The organism is Silvimonas soli, assembly GCF_030035605.1.
Classification (GTDB): Bacteria; Pseudomonadota; Gammaproteobacteria; order Burkholderiales; family Chitinibacteraceae; genus Silvimonas; species Silvimonas soli.
Genome location: NZ_CP106736.1, coordinates 421,955 through 442,751, shown reverse-complemented (window position 1 = coordinate 442,751; position 20,797 = coordinate 421,955). Strand labels below are relative to the sequence as shown.

The following is a 20,797-nucleotide window of genomic DNA, read 5'->3' as shown; positions in this document are numbered from 1 at the left end:
CTACTTGTACTGTCTGCGGTTGGGCGTCGTGCCAGAGCGCTTTTTCTGGTGGCCTTTAAATGGTCGGGTTTTTATTTTTCTGGCGAAACATACTCATGAAGATTCTGATTCTCCCCGGTGATGGCATTGGTCCCGAAATCGTCAACCAGGCCAAGCGTGTGCTCGACAAGCTGCGTAATGATGGTCTGGATGTAGAAACGGTTGAAGCCCCGCTGGGTGGCGCTGCGTACGACCAATACGGTTCGCCGTATCCCGAGTTCACGCAAAAGCTGGCGCGCGAAGCCGATGCCATCTTGCTGGGGGCAGTCGGCGGTCCACAGTACGACACGCTGGATCGCCCGCTGCGTCCGGAACGGGGTCTGTTGGCTATCCGTAAAGATCTGAATCTGTTCGCCAACTTGCGCCCGGCCATTCTGTACCCGGAACTGGCCAATGCTTCCACGCTCAAGCCAGAGGTCGTGTCCGGTCTGGATATCCTGATCGTGCGTGAACTGACCGGCGATATCTACTTTGGCCAGCCGCGTGGCGTGCATGTGAACGAAGCAGGCGAGCGCGAAGGTTTCAACACCATGCGCTACGCCGAGTCAGAAATCCGCCGCATTGCGCACGTGGCCTTCAAGGCCGCGCAAAAGCGCAACAAAAAGCTGTGCTCGGTCGATAAGGCCAATGTGCTGGAAACCACCGAATTCTGGAAAGAAATCGTCACCGATGTGGCGAAAGAATATCCGGACGTGACGCTGACCCACATGTATGTGGATAACGCTGCCATGCAACTGGTGCGCAATCCCAAGCAATTTGACGTGATGGTGACCGGCAATATCTTTGGCGACATTCTGTCGGATGAAGCCTCGATGCTGACCGGTTCGATTGGCATGCTGCCATCGGCCTCGCTGGATCAGAACAACAAGGGCATGTACGAGCCAAGTCATGGTTCGGCACCGGATATCGCGGGCAAGAACCTGGCAAATCCGCTGGCAACGATTCTGTCGCTGGCCATGTTGCTGCGTTACAGCTTGAACAACGAAGCAGCAGCCCAGCGTGTCGAAACCGCAGTCAAAAAGGTATTGGCCGATGGTTTGCGCACCGGCGATATCTATGAAGAAGGCACCAAAAAAGTGTCTTGCAGCGAAATGGGCGACGCCGTGGTGGCAGCACTGTAAAATCACGGATTGCTCAACGGAAACGGGGCGCTAATTGCGCCCTGTTTTGTTTTGCGCGCTTCCCTGAATCTGCTTTATTTCAATTATTCGGGCGCGACAGGTCCCTCTCAGGGAGAGGGCGGAAAGTAGGCGAAATGCTGGAAAGCTGGCGCACACTGTTCCGGATGCCACACGGGTGGCACGCCACCGCGCTCGCAGCTTAGGAGTACACCACATGTCTGAACGCATCTCGCTCGCCATCCTTGGCGCCCACGGCCCCTTTGGCAGCACCCTGCTGGAAGTCCTGGCCGAAAGCCCGGTAGCGATCGACGAAATCTACGCCTTGGCCGTTGATGATGAAACCTCGCTGGTTTCTTTCCGGGGCGAAGACTACGCCGTGCTCGAAGTCGCCGAATTTGACTGGTCGCTGGCGCAGGTTGCCGTATTTGCCGGTAGCCGCGCCGAGCTGAAAGAGTACGCACCGGCCGCCAAGGCAGCCGGTTGCCGTCTACTCGACGCCACTGCACCGCTGGCATCGTTCGCCATTTTGTCGCGCCCGCTGATTGCGATGTCCGGCTTGTCGATTGCCCGCGCGCACGCCACGCTGATCGAGTCCGCCTCCTCGCAAGGCCAGACTGGCGTTGAAACGCTTTCCAGACAGACTCGTGCTTTGTTCTCCAATGAAGAGATCGAAAACGGCGCTTTCCCCAAGCGCCTGGCCTTCAACCTGTTCCCCTTGCCGCATGCGCAATCGGAAACCATCCGCAATGTGGTGAACCAGCAACTGGGTGCGCCACTGCTCGATAGCGTGCAACGCGTACAAGCACCGCTGTTCTTTGGTCATGGCGCGACTTTGTCGGTGCGCTTGATCCAGGAAACCACTCGCGAAGCCGTGATTACCGCTTTGCGGGCCAGTCCGGGCCTGTTTGTGCTGGATGTCGAAGGTGCCGACGGCATCGCGACCCCGCAAGACGTGATTGGCGCCGATCTAGTGTGGATCAGCGAAGTACATGTGAGCGAAGATGGCAAAACCATCACCCTGTGGGCCGTGGTCGATAACGCTCGTCTGGGCGCACTGGCGGTCGTCGCCGAGTTGCTTGGCGCGTAAAATCACGCGTTTCGCCTTCACGGCGCCAGGCAGGCACATGTTGGCGCCGTTGCACAGAACATCATCGCTTTAAGGATAGTCCGCAGGATGCTACCGAGTATTCATTCCCGCCTTGCCACCGAACTGGTCTGCCGCGAGGCCCAGGTGGCCTCCGCCGTACAACTGCTGGATGAAGGCGCGACCGTGCCGTTCATTGCCCGTTATCGCAAGGAAGTCACCGGCGGGCTGGATGACACGCAGTTGCGTAATCTGGAAGTACGCCTGCGCTATTTGCGGGAACTGGAAGAGCGGCGCGGTGCCGTGATTGCCAGTGTGGATGAACAAGGCAAGCTCACGCCTGAACTCAAACTGCAGTTGCTGGATGCCGACAACAAGCAGAGGCTGGAAGACTTGTATCTGCCGTTCAAACCCAAGCGTCGCACCCGCGCCCAGATCGCCAAAGAAGCTGGCCTGGACCCGCTGGCACAAGGTTTGTTGACCGATCCAACGCAAAACCCGGAAGCCGTCGCGGCAGCCTATGTCGATGCCGAGAAAGGCGTGGCCGATGTCAAAGCCGCGCTGGATGGTGCCCGCGCCATTCTGATGGAACAGTTTGCTGAAGATGCCCAACTGGTGGGTGATCTGCGCGAACACGCGGCCAGCAAGGCGCACGTTAAAACCCGCCTGGTCGAAGGTAAGGCGGAAGAGGGCGCGAAGTTCTCAGACTATTTTGAATACGACGAACCGTGGCGTGATGTGCCGTCACACCGGGCTTTGGCCGTGCTGCGTGCCCGCAACGAAGGCATTCTGACGCTGGCATTGCCACTGCCGGAAGAACTGGACGAAACCGCCAAGCCGGTTGGCCCGGGCGTGTGTGAGCTGAAAATTGCCCGTCGCAATGGCATCGAAAATCTCGGTCGCCCGGCGGACAAATGGCTGCTGGACACCGTACGCCTGACCTGGCGCGCCAAGATTGCGCTGAGCTTGGAGTCCGAACTCATCAACCAGATGCGTGAGCGGGCGGAAGGTGCGGCGATCCAGGTGTTTGCCACCAATATGAAAGACTTGCTGCTGGCCGCTCCGGCGGGTCCGCGTGCCACCATGGGTCTTGATCCTGGTTTGCGTACCGGCTGCAAAGTGGCGGTGGTCGATGCCACCGGCAAACTGCTGGATACCGCGACGATCTACCCGCATGAGCCGCGTAAGCAGTGGAATGAATCGCTGGCCGTATTGGCCGCGCTGGCCAGCAAGCACAAGGTTGATCTGATTGCGATTGGCAACGGCACCGCCAGCCGTGAAACCGACAAGCTGGCGATGGACCTGATCAAGCTGCACCCCGAACACAAAATGACCAAGCTGGTGGTGTCAGAAGCTGGCGCATCGGTGTATTCGGCGTCGGAACTGGCCGCCAAAGAGTTTCCGGAACTGGATGTATCGTTGCGTGGCGCGGTATCGATTGCGCGTCGCTTGCAAGACCCGCTGGCGGAACTGGTGAAGATTGATCCGAAATCCATCGGCGTTGGCCAATACCAGCATGACGTGAACCAGCTTGATCTGGCCCGTTCGCTGGATGCGGTGGTTGAGGACTGCGTGAACGCCGTGGGCGTGGACGTAAACATGGCGTCGGTAGCTTTGCTGACGCGTATTTCCGGTTTGAATGCCACCTTGGCCAGCCAGATTGTGGCTTACCGCGATGCCAATGGCGCGTTCAAGAATCGTCGCCAACTCCTCAAAGTACCGCGTTTGGGAGAAAAGACATTTGAACAGGCTGCCGGGTTCTTGCGTGTGATGGATGGCGACAACCCGCTGGATCGCTCGGCGGTGCACCCGGAAGCCTATCCGGTGGTCGAAAAAATCGTCGCCAAAGTGCAGAAAGCAGTGAAGTCACTGATTGGCGATGGCACATTCCTGAAGCAATTGAATGCGGCTGAGTTCACCGATGAACGCTTTGGTTTGCCAACGGTAAAAGACATTCTGGCCGAACTGGAAAAACCGGGCCGCGATCCACGCCCGGAATTCAAAACTGCCAGCTTTGCTGACGGCGTGGAACAAATATCCGACCTGCAAGTAGATATGGTGCTGGAAGGCGTGGTCACCAACGTCACCAATTTTGGCGCGTTTGTAGATATCGGCGTGCATCAGGATGGCCTGGTACATATCTCGGCGATGAGCACCAAGTTCATCAAAGACCCGCGCGAAGTGGTCAAGGCAGGGGATGTGGTTAAGGTCAAAGTGCAAGAGGTGGATGCCAAGCGCAAACGCATAGCACTGACCATGCGCCTGAATGACGACAGTCGCCAGAAACCGGATGCTGGCGTGACTGGTCAGGCCATGAGCCGCAATGAGCGTAAGGTGGTACAGCGCCAGCCAGAGCCGCAAGGCGCTATGGCATCGGCCCTGGCAGGTTTGAAACTGAAGAAGTAAGGCGGGCAGCAGAGGCGCGGCAAATCGATGCGCGCTTCTACGTTCAGCAAAACGCCAACCGGTCTGGTTGGCGTTTTTTTTTTTGATCTAGCTTGTCTGAAAGCCTCAGGCGTAGGTATCGATTAGTTCTTCATGCGATTGATCCCCAGTCACTACGGCCTGATAGTTGGCTAACAGCTTTGCGCGGTTGGTGGGGGCAACTGCTGTGCGTGGTTGAGCAGGTTTTGTCGGGCGCACCAGGCGCCAGAGCGGTGTGCGCCAACCCAGGCCCAATGCGCTGACCAGGGTTTCCCGCGTGTTGATATATCCCGCAGCCAGATTTTGGCGGGCGACATATGAATGGCTTGGAAGAGGGGTAGAGGCAGGCATCGGCAGATGATGCGTGCCTCTTTATGTTCAATAAATCAGACTTGCCTTAAATGTGTGCAGAAAAATCTGATTTATGGCATTTGCTGTGCTGGCCTTTGACGTTCAGAACACCAGTTTAACCAAGCCAAAACCGCTGGCTACGCTCACCAGCGAACAAGCTAACCCGGGCAACATGAAGCTATGATTCAACAACCAGCGGCCAATGCGCGTGGTGCCGGTTCGGTCGAAATTGATGGCGGCAATCACGGTTGGGTAATTGGGAATAAAGAAATAGCCGTTCACGGCGGGGAACATGGCAATGAGTGCGGGTGCCGACAAACCCAGCGCCATGCCCAATGGCATCAACGCTCGAATGGTTGCCGCTTGTGAATACAGCAAGATCGACATGCCAAACAAGGCCAGCGCGAACAGCCACGGCGCTGCGGTAATGGCGGTTTTGATCTCGCTGGAGAAAAACGCCATATTGGCCTGGATGAAGGTGTCACCCATCCACGCAATACCAAAGATGCCGACCACGGCCGCCGCTCCGGCGCGGAACACGCTGCCCCGCACCACCAGATCAGCTTCTACCCGGCCCAACAGCAAAATCAGCGCGGCGGCGGACAGCATGACGATTTCAATGGCGCTGGGCATATCCATCTGGATCAGCTTGCCTTCGATAACCCAACTCGGGCGCAAGGCGGAGATTGATCCCAGCAGTACGACCGCCAACGCGGCAACCAGGAAGATGCAAACAGAGAGCAGCGCTGAGCGGGGCAACGGTGCCGCCGCAGTGGTTGGTTGGCGCGGAGCGATCTCGCCAGAGGCCAGTCTTCTCTGGTATTCAGGGTCCAGTTCCAGTTCCACGCCCAGGCGGCTGGCTACAACTACACCGGCCAGCACGCCCAGCAAGGTGGCGGGAATGGCCACAAGCAAAATGTGGCTTAGATCAACGCCGGAAGGCGCCAGCATGGCCAGCAAAGTCACCGTGGCGGCAGAAATCGGGCTGGCGGTGATGCCGACTTGTGAAGCGATCACGGCAATGGATAGCGGACGTTCCGGGCGCACGCCAGAATCCCGCGCCACTTCGGCGATGACCGGTAAAACGGAATACGCCACGTGGCCGGTACCGGCGAACAAGGTGAAGGTGTAGGTCACCAAAGGCGCAAAAAAGGTAATGCGCTTGGGGTTGCGCCGCAGCAAACGCTCAGCCACCCGCACCAGCCAGTCCATGCCGCCGGCAGCTTGCAGACAACCGGCAGCGGTAATCACCGCCAGGATCATCAACATCACGTCAATCGGAGCGCTGGTTGGTTGCAGGTGAAAGCCAAATACCAGCACGGCCAGCCCCAATCCGCCCATTAACCCCAAACCTACGCCGCCCAGGCGCGCCCCGATCAAAATAGCGGCCAATACCACAGCCAATTGCAATGCGATCATGATTTTCCCGATCCGGATTACCGGCCAAAACGGCTTTAATTATCGGCAATATTTAAAAACTTGCCGATTGTCGTTGGAGACAAGAGTAAATACATCCGGCAGATTGCAACTTTGCAAATACGAAAATGTGTGAATCCGCTGACGCTATCTAAAGTGAATTGTGCGTTAAGTCTGCGTGGTCAGTTAGAATCGCGGCCAGAAACGAATACCGGCCACGCCGGTACAACATGATTGGTGGCAGGCATGCATAGGGCGGTATCGGGCTGGATGTTCTGGATGATGGCGGCATTGGTGCTGGCGGTGCCCATGGCCGCTGCCACGGCGCAGGATCGGCCACGCATTGGACTGGTGCTGGGCGGCGGCGGGGCACGCGGGCTGGCGCACATCGGCGTGCTGCAAGTGCTGGCCGAGAATCATATTCCGGTCGATTGCATTGTCGGCACCAGCATCGGCGCGCTGGTGGGCGGCAGTTATGCTGCCGGGCAGACAGCGCAGAACATGTCGACCCTCTCGGGTAAAACCAACTGGGATGCCTTGTTTAGCTCCGGTTTGCCACGACAACAGATGTCGTACCGGCAAAAGCAGGATGACAACATGCACCTGGCGCCGATTGACGTTGGCGTGCGTGATGACGGTTCACTGGCTTTGCCCAAGTCCGCCATAGAGACCCAAAAAATTGCCACTTTGCTGCGTGATCTGACTTACGGCGGCACGGTAAAGAGTTTTGATGACCTGAGTGTGCCATTTCGCGCCATCGCCACAGACCTGGAAACCGGCGAAATGGTGGTGATGAGCGACGGTGATCTGGTGACCGCCATGCGCGCCAGCATGGCCGTGCCGGGGGTTTTCCCACCCGTGGCTCGCAGCCAGCACTTGCTGGTGGATGGTGGTCTTTCGCGCAATCTGGGCGTGGATGTCGCGCGCAAGATGTGTGCCGATGTGATCATCGCCGTAGATGTGGCTTCGCCACCGCTCAAACGCGATGGCATCAACACCATTTTTGACGTGGCTAACCAATACACGCGCTTGATGATCGTACAAAACCAGCGCCCGCAAATTGCCAGCCTTAAGCCGGATGATGTGCTCATTACTCCGGCATTAGGCACGCTGGAAAGTACTGATTTCAATAAAGCCAGCGATTTCATCATTGCCGGTGAAAAAGCCGCCCGCCAGCAATTGGTGCAATTGCAGCGTTATGAACTTAGTCCGGCTGAATACGATAAATGGGAGGTAGCCAGAGAAAGTAAACGTCTGCAACCCAAGCCAATCGACAGCATTGAAGTGGCGCGCACTACGCGGGTGAATCCGGATGTACTGTCCAGAAACGTCGATGTGGAACTGGGCAAGGATCTGGATAGCGGTGATTTTCATGATCAACTTTCGCACCTCTATTCCCGCGGCGATTTTTCGCAGCTGGATTACGAATTGCTGGATGACGGTGCCGGGCAGAAATTACGGCTGATTCCGGTTGAAAAGGATTGGGGCCCCAATTACCTCAATTTCGGTATTGCTCTTGGTACGGACTTTGAAAATGCTTCGCCCTATGCGTTGCTGGCGCGCTATCGCCGCACCTGGTTGAATTCGTTGGGTGGCGAGGCATCGGTTATTTTGCGGGCTGGCGATACCATGGCCCTGGGTGGCGAGTTTTATCAGCCATTGCAAATTGATGGGTACGCGTTTGTTGCCCCCAATTTTACGGTGCAATCCAGCCCACTGGCTTTGTATGACGGCAACACGCAGGTTGGCCAGTTCCGGCTTTACAAACAGCAAGGCGGTATTGATCTGGGTTCCACATTCTCACGCTATGGTGAGGCGCGGATTGGCTTTATGGCCGAGCATGCCCATGCCAGCCCTGTGGTTGGCGGCATCCTTGCCTCCGACGCCAATGGCCAGCCGGGGATCATTGCGCTACCTGAAATCTATCAACACGATTACGGTATGCGCGCGAGCCTGAATTATGACCAACTCGACAACGCAGACTTCCCCTCCAGTGGCACAGCATTGCAGCTGAGTGCCTACCAGGCGTGGGGTGGTGGTGCGAACACAGCCAGTTACGGGCGCTTGTCTTTGCTGGGCAAACAAGCGTTTTCACTGGGCGAGACCAATGGCTACGTCATGGTTAAAGCACAGACCACGTCTCACGCTACAGATGCCATTGTGGATACGGCCTGGATGGGTGGTTTTTTGAATCTTTCCAGTTATCCCTACCAGGCATTATTGGGTGACAAATTCCTGTATAGCCGCGTAACGCTGTATCGCCCGCTGCCGTTTTTGAATACCGAGAGCAGAAGTACCATGCTTGGCCTGGCTGCGGAAGCGGGCAAAATGGATGAATCAACGTTTGATCAGTCCGCCAGTAAATGGCATTACTCCGGCGTTGGATTCATTGCCATTGAATCATTCCTCGGCCCGCTTTATCTGGGCGCGGCCTACGGTGATAACCGGCAATGGCGCTATTACCTGACACTGGGTAATCCATTTTGATGGCAGTGGCTGACGCGGCCTTGTAACAAGCCGAAGCTTTGGAGAAAACAACGTTACAGAACAGTTGCATGCCAATGGTGAACGAATGACTAAACTGGCTAACACAAACTGCCCCGCTGGTAGTTCACAACAAGGAGAAACTTCATGAATCCGATCCGTATTTCGCTGCTGGCTGCTGCTGTGCTGTTCTCTACCCAAGTGATGGCTACCAATTCGCAGCAAGATAAAATGACGTCGTGTAATGCCGATGCCAAGACCAAGGCGTTGAGTGGTGATGCACGCAAGACTTTCATGAGCACCTGCCTGAGTGCCTCGGCACCGGCACCGGCGGCGTCGGTACCGGCAACCCAGCAAGACAAGATGAAAACATGTAATGCCGACGCCACTGCGCAAAGTCTGAAGGGCGATGCCCGCAAGTCCTACATGAGCACTTGCCTGAAGAAATAAACGGGTTCAAACCAACGGCCAGTGTGCCGGGAATGCTGTTCCGGCTTGGCCGACAACAAAAAAGGCAGCTTAAGGGCTGCCTTTTTTGTTTATGCGGATTTCAGAGATGCGGCACTGACTGGCGTCAGTCAGGCCGATGGCGGATTGGTTTCTCTCCCGGAATGGTAAAGCGGGTCGGCATTCAGCCACAGCCGCGAAACAAACCACGCCAGCGCGCAGGCTACCATGAGCGGCGCGACCACTTCGTAATCCCGCGTCATTTCAAAGATCATCACAATCGCCATTAACGGCGCTTGCGTGGCCGCGGCCAGAAATGCTCCCATGCCCAATACCGCATAAACGGTGGGGCCAGCTGTGCTATGCGGGAACAGAGTGTGGACGAGGGTGCCAAACAACAAGCCAGTGGCGGCGCCTACAAACAGCGTCGGGGTAAACACACCGCCGACAGCACCGGAACCGATACTGGCAGAAGTCGACAACACTTTGCAGGCCAGCAGCAACAACACCATTTGCCATGCCCAGGCGCCGTGCAGCATGGCACTGACCACGCTATAACCGTTGCCCCAAACCTCTGGCCGCCACAAAGACAATACACCCACCAGTAAACCGCCAATCGCCAGCGTAATGGGCAGCGGGAGTTGGAGGTGGGCGAATCCTGCTTTGGCGAGATTGAGTGTTTTCAGGAACGCCGGTGCCAGCATTCCGCAGAGCAGGCCCAGTACAACGTAGCCGGGTAGTTCCCAACTAGAGACAAAACCCAGCGGCGGGATTTCAAAAATGGGGGCGCTGTTCCATAGGTGATGAAACAACTGGCTGCCCACCACCGCAGCAATCAGTAGCGGTCCCAGACTCGGCATCGCGATGGACCCCAACACGATCTCGGCCACAAACAGTGCGCCAGCCAGGGGCGCGTTATAGGCGCAGGCCATGCCCGACGCCGCGCCGCACGCCACCAGCAAGCGGCGCTCGCCAGTCGGCATGCGGGTGATTTGCCCTAGCCATGAGCCACCCAGCGCGGCCAGTTGCACCATCGATCCTTCCCGCCCCAATGAGCCACCGGAAACAATGCTGAATAACGACGACAAGCTACGCACCAGGCTGCCGCGCGCGCTGACGTTGCCGCTGCCTACGGTAACGGCTTCCATATAGTCCACACGGGCGCGTCGCTGGGCGTCGCTGAGCAAAAATTGCAACACCAGTCCGGCCAGCAAGCCACCTATCGTGGGTAGCGCCACCCGTTGCCACAAACCCAGATTTCTGGCGGTATCAACCAGGCCCCAACCCGTGTGACCGTTGATAACACCCAGACCCAGCGTAATGGCTTCGCGGAACAACAACGTAGCCAGCGCACCGCCGATACCGGCCAGCGCGGACCACAGCAGCAGCAGCAAAACATGGCGAAAAGGAATGGGCATGAGAAATGATCGCAGACGGTTTTGCACGACAGGCAATTGTGCTCGCTACAATACAGGGCAAATCAGTGATGGTCATGTCTGGTTCATGCGGGTTTCAGGAGAATTACGGTGCGGGTTTTGCTGGTAGAAGACGATGCAATGATCGGGGAGGCCGTGCAACAGGGACTCAAATCTCTGGGCATGACTGTGGACTGGGCGCGCGATGGCAGCGAAGGCGAAACCGCGCTCAGTTGTGGCGAGCATGAACTGGTATTGCTGGACCTCTCACTGCCGCGCAAGTCTGGGCTAGCCTTGCTGCAAGGCATGCGCCGACGCAACGATGGCCGACCGGTGCTGATCCTCACCGCGCGCGATACGGTGGAAAACCGTATTGAGGGACTGGATGCAGGGGCCGACGATTATGTGGTCAAACCGTTTGACCTGAATGAGCTAGCTGCCCGCATCCGGGCCGTGTTGCGTCGTCATGCCGGGCGGGTTGATCCGGTGCTTGATCTGGGCGCGCTACGCATCAACCCGGCAACGCGTGAAGTGGTGTTGAGCGGCCAGCCGGTGACGCTGTCGGCGCGCGAATACGCCTTGCTGGCGGCGTTGGCTGAGCGCCCCGGCGTGCCGCTGTCGCGTACGCAACTGGAAGAGCGGCTGTATGGCTGGGGCGAAGAGATCGGCTCCAATACGGTTGAGGTGTATATCCATGCGTTGCGCCGCAAGCTCGGGCCGGAGTGGATCAAAAATCTGCGTGGCGTGGGTTATTTTGTGCCCAAGGCCAACGCATGATTTCCATTCGTAAACAACTGGTTGCCTCATTGTTGGCCGTGCTGTGTGGTGCGATTGCGCTGGGCGCGGGCATTACTTTTTATCGCGCCCGCGAAGAAGCCAACGCGCTGTTCGATTACCAGTTGCGCCAGATGGCGTTAGCGCTGCGTGATCAGAATTTCATCGGTGCTTTACCGCGCCCCTCCAACGAGCGCGGTGATTTTGATTTCGTGATTCAGGTCTGGAATGATCGCGGCATGCGGATCTATATGTCGCATCCGCATCGCGTTCTGCCAGATCAGGCCCAGTTGGGTTTTTCTACCGTGGAAACCAAAGAAGGGACGTGGCGGGCATTTTCTATCCCCTTGGTTGGCGAAGTCGTCCAGGTCGCCCAGCCTTTGCGCATCCGCAATCAACTGGCATTGATGGCGGCGGTGCGAACGGTGATGCCGTTTCTGGCCATGCTGCCTTTGCTGGCGGTGATCGGCTGGCTGGCGGTGGGGCGTGGCTTGAAGCCACTGGACGATCTGGCAGGTGCGGTTGCTGCGCGCACGCCGGCCACGCTGGACCCCATTGCCGTGAACAAGGTGCCGGTTGAAGCGGGCGTGCTGGTCAACGCCATCAACACGCTGATGGGGCGCCTCGACCAGGCCATGAACGCGCAACGCACCTTTACCGCCGACGCTGCGCACGAACTGCGCACGCCGCTGACCGCCTTGCAACTGCAGTTACAGTTGCTGGAGCGGGCGGACAACGCGGCGGAACGCACAGTGGCGCTCAATGCGCTGCAATCGGGGCTGGACCGAGCAGTGCATGTATTGCAGCAACTACTGACGCTGGCCCGGGCTGAGCCGGACAATCCTTCGCAAACGTCGGTGACGATCGATTTGACAGAGGTGGCCGGCGAGGTGCTGGCAGATCACCTGACGCTGGCCGAAGCCAATAATCTGGATATCGGGCTGGCTCCTGGCACGGCACAGCCACAAATCGTGGGTGATCGGGAATCAGTGCGAATTCTGTTTGCCAATCTGATCGGCAATGCCATCCGCTATACGCCGCAGGGCGGTCAAGTTGATGTGGCAACCGGACTGAACGAGCAGGGCCAGCCGTTTTTTCGGGTCAGCGATAGCGGACCGGGCATTCCGGTGGACGAGCGCGAGCGCGTGTTTGACCGGTTTTACCGGCGGCCAGGGACTTCGGCAGCGGGCAGTGGCTTGGGGCTGGCCATTGTAAAAGCCGTGGCAGCTCGCCAGTCTGCCAAGGTCAGTCTGGGCGACTCGGCCTTGGGTGGGCTGGCAGTTGAGGTGATTTTCACAAACGCAGCCAAAGCTGTTTAGCTCGTCGTTCTGTTTAAGTGCCGTTTAAGGTCAGGCGTTTAATCTCCATTGCAACGGTCCACCAAGATGACTGCAAAGGAGTAACAAACCATGAAGACGACACGAACCTGGAAGACAACGGCCCTCGCCCTCGGGCTGGCTGGGGTGCTTGGATTCTCCGTGGCCAAAATCAACGGCCATTTGCTGCCTGAAGCATTTGCCGGTAATACCCCGCCCGCAACGACACAAGCCGTTGCCGGGCTGGCTTCACCTCAGGCTGCTTTACCTAATTTCAGCGATATCGTTGCCCGCTATGGCCCCGCAGTGGTGAACGTGAGCGTAACCGGTCAGGTCAAGACTGCTACACGCCAAGGCCAGGGTGCACCGGGGCTTGATCCAGACGATCCGTTTTACGAATTCTTCCGCCGCTTTGGCATTCAGCCACCGCAAGATGGGGAAGGTGGGCAAGGGCAGCCGCTGCACGCCTTGGGTTCCGGCTTCATTATCAGCCCGGACGGCCTTATTTTGACCAACGCGCACGTGGTAGCAGATGCCAGCGAAGTCACCGTCAAACTGACGGACAAGCGTGAGTTCACTGCCAAGGTACTGGGCGCGGATAAAGCGACCGATGTCGCCGTACTCAAGATCAAGGCGGACAACCTGCCAACCCTGAAGCTGGGCGACCCGGCGGCATCGCGCGTGGGGGATTGGGTGCTGGCGATTGGCTCGCCGTTCGGCTTTGAGAACTCGGTGACTGCCGGGATTATTTCCGCCAAGTCCCGCTCGCTGCCGGATGAAGGCTATACCCCGTTTATCCAGACCGATGCGCCGATCAATCCAGGTAACTCTGGCGGCCCGCTGTTCAATTTGAATGGCGAAGTCATCGGTATCAATTCGCAAATTTACTCGCGCAGCGGCGGTTTTCAGGGCCTGTCGTTCTCCATCCCGATTGATATTGCCCGCAATGTTTCGCAGCAGATTGTGGCGCACGGCAAGGTCACGCGTGGTCGTCTGGGTATCACCATTCAGGATGTGAATCAGGCTTTGGCCCAGTCGTTTGGTCTGAAGACACCGACTGGTGCGTTGGTCAGTGGTGTTGAGCCGGATAGTCCGGGCGCCAAGGCTGGCCTGAAAGCGGGCGATATCGTGCTCAAACTCAACGGCAAAACGGTGGAAAGCTCCAGCGAATTGCCGCCAGCCGTTGCCAGCCTCGCACCCGGCGCCGACGCGCGTTTGCAGGTCTGGCGTAATGGCAAGACAGTTGATGTCGACGCCAAAATTGGCGAGGCTAAAGACAGCAAGGTTGCTGCCGCTAACCCTACTCAGGATCACGGGCGCCTGGGCTTGGCCGTGCGACCCCTGTCGCCGGATGAAAAACAGGAATCCGGGATTGCTGGCGGTCTGGTGGTGGAACAAGCTGGCGGCCCGGCCGCTCGCGCTGGCATTGAACCTGGTGATGTCTTGCTGGCAATCAATGGCACCAATGTGACCAGTGCCGAGCAATTGAAAGTCTTGGTGGCCAAGGCGGGGGATCATGTGGCGCTGCTGGTCCAGCGCGGTGACGCCAAGATTTTTGTACCGATTAATCTGGGCTAAGTAGCTGGTTTTTAGCCCGTTTTAAAGTGTTTGCAAGTGTCGGCAGACCTCGCAAATAACTGTTTTAACTGCAGTAACCAAGTACCTGTATGAAGTTGTGACTCTCCCTGATAAAGCTCGGGGGCGATTCTTGCGGATTCGCCCCCATTTTTTTTGCCCGTTTCAAGCAGGCTGTGTGGTTATCTGGCTGGTCATGGTTGGTACATATATTCTCGCGTGAAGGGCAAAGTATTGAGGCCCGGTCCGCCTGCTTTCACCGCCAGAATCTGGTTGAGCGAAATCCAGTCGTGGGTAAAGCCGTATGCACACCCGGCCAGATACACGCGCCAGATCCGGTATTTTTGTTCACCAGCCATGATCCGGACTTTCTCTCCCGCCTCTTCAAAGCGCTCTGCCCAATGCCGCAGGGTCAATGCGTAATGGCGACGCAGGTTTTCCACGTCTACAACCTCCAAGCCAGCGATACTCATTTCACGCAAGGCCAGACTGATGTGGGGGAGTTCGCCATCGGGAAAGACATAGCGGTCAATAAAGTCGCCGCCGCCAAAAGGGGAGTTGAACGAGTTGGTATCCGTGCTGGTGATGCCGTGGTTCATGACCACGCCGCCATCGACCAGCAATTTGTGGATCTGCCGGAAATACCCTTCCAGATTACGCAAGCCAACATGTTCAAACATGCCGACGCTGCTGATCCGGTCAAACTGACCGGTCACGTCGCGGTAATCCTGTAGCCGCACCTCGCAACGATCACTCAGCCCTTCACGTGCGATGCGTTCTTTGGCGTACTCATACTGATTGCTGGAGAGGGTTACGCCTACGGCGCGAGCACCGTAATGTCTCACCGCCCGAACAATCAGCGCACCCCAGCCACAACCAATATCCAGCAGGCGCTGGCCGGGCTGGATATTGAGTTTTCTGAGAATGTGATCAATTTTCTGTTCTTGCGCCGCATCCAGGGTGTCGGTTTCCGAGCGGAAATAACCGCACGAATACACCATTTGTTTATCCAGAAAGGCGCTATAAAACTCGTTTGAAACATCGTAGTGATAGCTGATGGCATCTTTGTCGGAATCCTTGGAGTGACGGCCACGTCGAGACGCGCTGCGTGAGGCCGGGCCTTCGGCCGCAGCCAGCTGCGTTGCAATATCCACCACATCCAGCACGTGCCCTTGCAGGTCAATATCACCTTCCACATAGGCCTGCCCCAGGCTGTCCAGCGTAGGATGCAACACGTGTCGCAAACTGCCTGCGGTATTGGCGATGATGGTTACCTTGGGCTCCGGGTGCAGATCAAAGTGTTTACCGTTCCAGAGCTGCAAGCGCAAAGGAATGCCATGACTACGCATACGTTCAAGAAATTCATCAAAAAGATTGTTCCAGGGCATGTTCACCTCAGTTCAAGGTTACGGGCGGGGTACCAACAAACTTTCTGGACTGCTTGTTTTTAAATTAGAACATTGAGCGCAAATGACAAAAAACTGATTTGAAAGAATACAGTTTCCGGTGCAATGAAATATCGGGCAGCTGTTGCGAATCCGGCATAGGTCCTGGTTTTTGCGGCCAGGCGGGATACAATGTGCCGATCAATATTTTCAGGGTGTGTCATGACCCAAGATTACAGGTCGCTGCGCCCATTGCTGCTGATGGCGCTACTCACCTTGGCCGGGTGTGGCTCTGCCCCGCGCACTTCGGCTCCGCCCCCCACCGCCAGCCGCCCGATTGACCGCTCGGTCAGTACCATTCAAGTCGCCTCAGAAAACCGCCAGGAAGTGGTGCTCTACGCCCTGAGTTTGCTCGATGTGAACTATCAATTTGGTGGTGCTAATCCGGAAGCCGGTCTTGATTGCAGTGGCCTGGTGTATTTCATTTACAAAAATGCGCTCGGCGTCACTTTGCCGCATAACGCAGCCGAAATGGCGAGGCTGTCTCGGCCGGTGGATCGCCAGGCTCTGCAAGCGGGCGATCTGGTGTTCTTCAATACGCTGGGCAAGCCGTATTCACATGTCGGTGTTTATATTGGCGATGGCAAATTTGTGCACGCGCCATCCAGCAAAGGGCATATCAAGGTTGAATCGCTGAGCTCGCCATGGTTTGCAGCGCGGTTTGAGGGCGGGCGCTCGCTGATTGCCACCAACTGATATCTGCTAGCGGTGGATCTGGCGCTGCTTTCTCGCGCATAGCAAAAAGGGCACGCCAGATGGGGTGCCCTTTATTGTTTGTTCCTGGTTTCGGCTCGAACCAGCCGCTAAATCAAGCCTTGCCGCGGGTAAATGGCCCGGTCCGCCCGGTAAGCTGGCCGGAGCCCGAATACAACTGGGTGCCTTCGCCGCGCTCGTGCGCCAGTTCAGCAACAAAACCATCCACCAATTGCCGACGGGTATCAATCAACTGACCGTTGCTTTTGTTGATGGCAGAAGCCTGACGCGCTTGTTCGCGTAATGTTTCCCAAGCACCTGCGCCTTGCGGCAAGTGCGCGGCCAGCCACTGGCGGATATCGGCTTCCCGGCTGGCGATACCATTGGCATTGAACCATTCTTCGACGGCACCGGTGGCTTGTTCGGTTTTGCCGGCACTTTGCTGCTTGGCGGAGATCAAGGTGGCCAGATCGTCAATCCGGTTGCTGACCAGGCAATCCTGTTCTTGCTGCAACAACTGCAGCAACTCGGCCAGTGCGGCCGAAGCTTTTTCAATCAGCTCAAGTACGGATTCAGGTTGCACCACAGAGGCAGTCGCTACAAAGAAGGGTGAAGAGGGCTCTGTGCCACCAGTGAACGGGCACAGTTGGCAACGCGGCGGTTATTGCTTTATTGCTGCAGCAAATCTTGTACGCTGGAGATCAGCTTGTCGGCAATCCGGTCGCTGCTCACGGTAAAGCGACCTTCGCTGATCGCTTGGCGCAAAGAAGCCACGCGTTCGCTATCGAACACGCTGTTATCGCCGCCGGTTTGATCTGCTTGCCCCAATTGCGCCGCAGCCGGATTCAGGGTTACGTTTTCCTGAGCGGTACTGGTCGCTTGTGCCGAGGCTGACTGGGTCGCGGGTGCAGGCGTCCGACTCGCGTCGGTACGTGCGGGCGATTGCAGTGAAACCTTGCTAGATTGGTCTATTTTCATGTTTACCTTTCCCGCCCACCGGCACGGCGGGCTGCGCATTAACGTTTATTATGCCAATTATCGGCTGTGCGCGTAGGAACTTTAGGATTGATTTTCATTGCCAGCCACAACCGGGCAGGGCGACGTGCGCAAACGATCGCAACTGATGATAAACAAGCACGTCATTGCACTGGTGAAGAATGGCTCACGTGTCGCAACGAACCGACAAAAGGTCATCAGTGCTTTGATACAAACTGCAGACCGGGTTAGTCGCATCAGAGCCAATACCTTACAGATTAAGGCTTGTAGCCTGATCACGGATTTACGGGTCACCAGGCCGGTTGCTGTTCCGTCGTGCCATGCTTGGGGGAGGCAGAACGTTGCTGTATAGTTGCGTGATTTTTGGGTTCCACCCCATACGAAACAGGTCGCTGACGCCGCTGCGCAGGCCGAAAATACGGTGGAACACAACGCAATCTGACGCAATACCCAAGCCCTGGCGGCTTCTCAGGGAAACAAAAACAGCATGAAGACCACTTTTCTGGATTTTGAACAACCGATCGCCGAACTCGAAAACAAAATCGAGGAACTGCGTTTTGTGCAGGATGATTCGGCCGTAGATATCTCCGTGGAAATTGGCCACCTGGAAAAGAAAAGCCAGGAACTGACCAAGAGTATCTATAGCAAGATCACCTCGGCACAGATCGGGCAGGTGGCACGCCACCCGCAACGTCCGTACACCCTTGATTACGTCAAGGCGCTATTTACTGATTTTGAAGAACTGCACGGTGATCGCCACTATGCAGACGATGCAGCCATTGTTGGCGGCGTAGGCCGTTTTAACGGTCAAAGCGTCGTGGTCATTGGCCATCAGAAAGGCCGTGATACCAAAGACCGGCAATACCGCAACTTTGGCATGCCGCGTCCGGAAGGCTACCGCAAGGCTTTGCGCCTGATGAAGCTGGCTGAAAAATTCAACCTGCCGATCATGACGTTTGTGGATACGCCGGGTGCGTATCCGGGCATTGGCGCAGAAGAACGCGGCCAGTCCGAGGCCATTGGCCGCAATCTGTTCGAGATGACCAAACTGCGCGTGCCGATTATCTGCACGGTGATCGGTGAGGGTGGCTCGGGCGGCGCGTTGGCGATTGCGGTTGCTGATACGGTCATGATGCTGCAGTACTCCACGTACTCGGTGATCTCGCCAGAAGGCTGCGCCTCCATTCTGTGGAAGACCGCTGAAAAGGCGGCTGATGCAGCCGAAGCCATGGGCATTACCTCCGCTCGCCTGAAAACGCTAGGTTTGATCGACAAAATCATCACCGAGCCAGTTGGTGGCGCGCATCGCAACTATCAGCAAATGATGGTGACGATGAAAAAAACGCTGTCCGACGCACTCAAGGCGCTGCAAGACAAATCAACTGACGAACTTCTGGCAACCCGGTTCGAACGGTTGATGGCTTATGGCAAGTACAAGGAAATTGACCTCTCCTGATGCGGCGCTGATCAGCCGGGTGTCCGCCCGGCTGGCGCCGTATTGTTCCTCTGCACAACCCACCACCATTTGTGTCGGCCTTTCTGGCGGGCTCGATTCGGTGGTGTTGCTGCATCTGGCGGCTCAATGCCGCACCTCGGTTGATTTCAGTCTGTCCGCGGTGCACGTGCATCATGGCTTGTCGCCCAACGCAGATGCGTGGGCGCAATTTGCCGTGGAATTTGCGCAATCGCTGGCAGTGCCTTGTCGGGTTGAGCATGTCACGCTGACGCAACGGCGCAGCCACGGCGTAGAAGCCGCTGCCCGTAATGCTCGCTACGCCGCTTTTGCGCAAGAGCCCGCGTCTGTGTTTCTCACGGCGCATCATCTGGGTGATCAAGCAGAAACCGTGCTGTTAAACCTGTTGCGCGGCAGCGGTTTGGCCGGTTTGGCCGCCATGCCGCTAGCAAGGCCATTTGGCCAGAACAGCACTTTGCTGCGGCCCTTGCTGGACGTCCCTCGCGCGCAGTTGCTGGACTACGCTCGCCAGCATGAGCTGACTTGGGTGGAAGACGAAAGCAATCAGCAGACCGATTTCGACCGCAATTTCTTGCGGCACAAGGTCATCCCGCCCGCGCAAGAAGCCTTTCCGGCCATGGCGCAAAGCATTTACCGCAGTGCCCGGCATATAGCTGAAGCGCAGGCATTGCTTGATGAAGTCGCCGCCAACGATTTGCCGCTGTGCGTGCAAGGCGATGCTTTTGCACTGGATACGCCGTTATCGCCATTGCGCCTCAAGCACGCCCTGCGGCATTGGCTGGGAAGTCATGATCTGGTGCTGGATACCCGCGCCTTTGACGAACTTTGGCGGACCGGTTGCGATGCATCTGCCGATAGCCAGCCCGCGTTGGTATGGCGTAAACAAGCCGTGCGGCGCTATCGCAATCGGCTGTTTATTACCGCCGCGCAAATTGAGCCGGGTGAAGTGCAACAACTGGCTTGGGAAAACGGTGCCACCGTGCAGCCAGCAGGTTGGGCCGGCGAGCTGCATTGGCAGTCAGTCGCAGAAAACGGCATTGGCGAGGGGCATTTACGCGCAGGATTTGAATTGCGACCCTGGCGCGGTGCGGTAACGATCCGTTTGCGCGCTGATGGGCCGGCGCAGCAACTTAAGGCACTGGCGCAAAGTCTGGGTATTCCGCCGTGGCAACGTGCCGCTACGCCGCTGGTTTATCTGAAGGACCAACTCGTTGCCTGGCCTGGCGTCGGAGTAGACTCCACCTTCAAGCAAACCGAAGGTGAAACTGGTTGGCTGCCGCTATGGCAAAGCGGTTCCGGTACGCAAGTCTGAATCAGGCGGCAGTTTTAGCCGGGTGATCGGCCAGCCACGCCGATTCATTATCCGCGTACAAACGCGAACGCGTCAGAAAGCGCAGTCCGCTTGGTCGCTCCAGCGAAAACATCCCGCCATTGCCGGGAATGGCATCAATGATCAGCTGTGTGTGCTCCCAATATTCATACTGTGAGCTGCTCATATAGAACGGCACGCCGCCAATCTCCCCCAGCAGCACATCTGATGAGCCCACCATGAATTCCTCTCGCGGAAAACACATCGGCGCGCTGCCATCGCAGCAGCCACCGGATTGGTGAAACAGCAAGTCACCGTGCTGCTGCTTTAGCTGGGCGATAAGCACGAGCGCGGCGGGCGTGGCGGTCACCCGTTCAACAGTTTGTTCCATAATTATCCTTTGCCTGCAAAACGGTGACGGGTGGATTCGCTCC

The 20,797-nt window shown here is 57.2% G+C and carries 17 protein-coding genes; 11 read left to right on the top strand and 6 right to left on the bottom strand.

Going from position 1 to position 20,797, the window contains the following annotated elements:
- Positions 1–95 precede the first annotated feature (95 nt).
- The 3 genes from leuB to N7220_RS01955 all read left to right on the top strand — a co-directional run bounded on the left by leuB (position 96) and on the right by N7220_RS01955 (position 4,650).
- A complete protein-coding gene (gene leuB / locus N7220_RS01965; RefSeq protein ID WP_390901546.1) occupies positions 96–1,160 on the top strand; it encodes a 3-isopropylmalate dehydrogenase in 1,065 nt (354 codons plus the stop codon).
- Between the two features lie 214 nt (positions 1,161–1,374).
- Complete coding sequence (locus N7220_RS01960) at positions 1,375–2,247, top strand: Asd/ArgC dimerization domain-containing protein (RefSeq protein WP_283149795.1); 873 nt, start codon at positions 1,375–1,377, stop codon at positions 2,245–2,247.
- Between the two features lie 87 nt (positions 2,248–2,334).
- Complete coding sequence (locus tag N7220_RS01955) at positions 2,335–4,650, top strand: Tex family protein (protein WP_283149794.1); 2,316 nt, start codon at positions 2,335–2,337, stop codon at positions 4,648–4,650.
- 471 nt (positions 4,651–5,121) lie between these two features.
- Here the strand turns inward: N7220_RS01955 and N7220_RS01950 are convergent, their stop codons facing one another.
- Positions 5,122–6,438: an anaerobic C4-dicarboxylate transporter family protein gene (locus N7220_RS01950; RefSeq protein WP_283149793.1), complete on the bottom strand. Its 1,317-nt coding sequence runs from the start codon at positions 6,436–6,438 to the stop codon at positions 5,122–5,124.
- Positions 6,439–6,681: 243 nt separating this feature from the next.
- On the opposite strand from N7220_RS01950, the gene N7220_RS01945 reads away from it, so the two are divergent.
- Together N7220_RS01945 and N7220_RS01940 are read left to right on the top strand one after the other, a co-directional pair.
- Complete coding sequence (locus N7220_RS01945) at positions 6,682–8,922, top strand: patatin-like phospholipase family protein (RefSeq protein ID WP_283149792.1); 2,241 nt, start codon at positions 6,682–6,684, stop codon at positions 8,920–8,922.
- Positions 8,923–9,066: 144 nt separating this feature from the next.
- Positions 9,067–9,369 (top strand): PsiF family protein, encoded by a 303-nt coding sequence (locus N7220_RS01940; protein ID WP_283149791.1) that lies wholly within the window; start codon positions 9,067–9,069, stop codon positions 9,367–9,369.
- Positions 9,370–9,497: 128 nt separating this feature from the next.
- Here the strand turns inward: N7220_RS01940 and N7220_RS01935 are convergent, their stop codons facing one another.
- A complete protein-coding gene (locus tag N7220_RS01935; protein ID WP_283149790.1) occupies positions 9,498–10,784 on the bottom strand; it encodes a ClcB-like voltage-gated chloride channel protein in 1,287 nt (428 codons plus the stop codon).
- Between the two features lie 108 nt (positions 10,785–10,892).
- On the opposite strand from N7220_RS01935, the gene N7220_RS01930 reads away from it, so the two are divergent.
- The 3 genes from N7220_RS01930 (at position 10,893) to N7220_RS01920 (ending at position 14,449) form a co-directional block, all read left to right on the top strand.
- A complete protein-coding gene (locus N7220_RS01930) occupies positions 10,893–11,558 on the top strand; it encodes a response regulator (protein WP_283149789.1) in 666 nt (221 codons plus the stop codon).
- Positions 11,555–12,874 (top strand): ATP-binding protein, encoded by a 1,320-nt coding sequence (locus tag N7220_RS01925; RefSeq protein ID WP_283149788.1) that lies wholly within the window; start codon positions 11,555–11,557, stop codon positions 12,872–12,874. Before N7220_RS01930 ends, N7220_RS01925 begins: the two co-directional genes overlap by 4 nt.
- Positions 12,875–12,964: 90 nt before the next feature.
- Positions 12,965–14,449: a DegQ family serine endoprotease gene (locus tag N7220_RS01920; RefSeq protein WP_283149787.1), complete on the top strand. Its 1,485-nt coding sequence runs from the start codon at positions 12,965–12,967 to the stop codon at positions 14,447–14,449.
- Positions 14,450–14,640: 191 nt separating this feature from the next.
- Here the strand turns inward: N7220_RS01920 and N7220_RS01915 are convergent, their stop codons facing one another.
- The gene (locus N7220_RS01915) at positions 14,641–15,834 is read right to left on the bottom strand and encodes an SAM-dependent methyltransferase (protein WP_283149786.1); all 1,194 of its coding nucleotides are present in this window, start codon (positions 15,832–15,834) and stop codon (positions 14,641–14,643) included.
- Between the two features lie 219 nt (positions 15,835–16,053).
- Between N7220_RS01915 and N7220_RS01910 the strand changes: the two genes are divergently transcribed.
- Entirely contained in the window at positions 16,054–16,587 is a 534-nt protein-coding gene (locus tag N7220_RS01910) for a C40 family peptidase (RefSeq protein ID WP_283149785.1), read from the top strand.
- 112 nt (positions 16,588–16,699) lie between these two features.
- Here the strand turns inward: N7220_RS01910 and flgN are convergent, their stop codons facing one another.
- Complete coding sequence (gene flgN, locus N7220_RS01905; RefSeq protein ID WP_283149784.1) at positions 16,700–17,170, bottom strand: flagellar export chaperone FlgN; 471 nt, start codon at positions 17,168–17,170, stop codon at positions 16,700–16,702.
- A gap of 83 nt (positions 17,171–17,253) precedes the next feature.
- The gene (gene flgM, locus N7220_RS01900; protein ID WP_283149783.1) at positions 17,254–17,562 is read right to left on the bottom strand and encodes a flagellar biosynthesis anti-sigma factor FlgM; all 309 of its coding nucleotides are present in this window, start codon (positions 17,560–17,562) and stop codon (positions 17,254–17,256) included.
- Positions 17,563–18,067: 505 nt separating this feature from the next.
- Between flgM and N7220_RS01895 the strand changes: the two genes are divergently transcribed.
- On the top strand, positions 18,068–19,036 hold the full coding sequence (locus tag N7220_RS01895) for an acetyl-CoA carboxylase carboxyltransferase subunit alpha (RefSeq protein ID WP_283149782.1): 969 nt from the start codon (positions 18,068–18,070) through the stop codon (positions 19,034–19,036).
- Entirely contained in the window at positions 19,023–20,366 is a 1,344-nt protein-coding gene (tilS, locus tag N7220_RS01890; RefSeq protein WP_283149781.1) for a tRNA lysidine(34) synthetase TilS, read from the top strand. The genes N7220_RS01895 and tilS overlap by 14 nt, the downstream gene beginning before the upstream one ends.
- A gap of 1 nt (position 20,367) precedes the next feature.
- Here tilS and N7220_RS01885 read toward each other — a convergent pair whose 3' ends face one another.
- A complete protein-coding gene (locus N7220_RS01885; protein ID WP_283149780.1) occupies positions 20,368–20,754 on the bottom strand; it encodes a DUF779 domain-containing protein in 387 nt (128 codons plus the stop codon).
- Between the last annotated feature and the right edge of the window lie 43 nt (positions 20,755–20,797).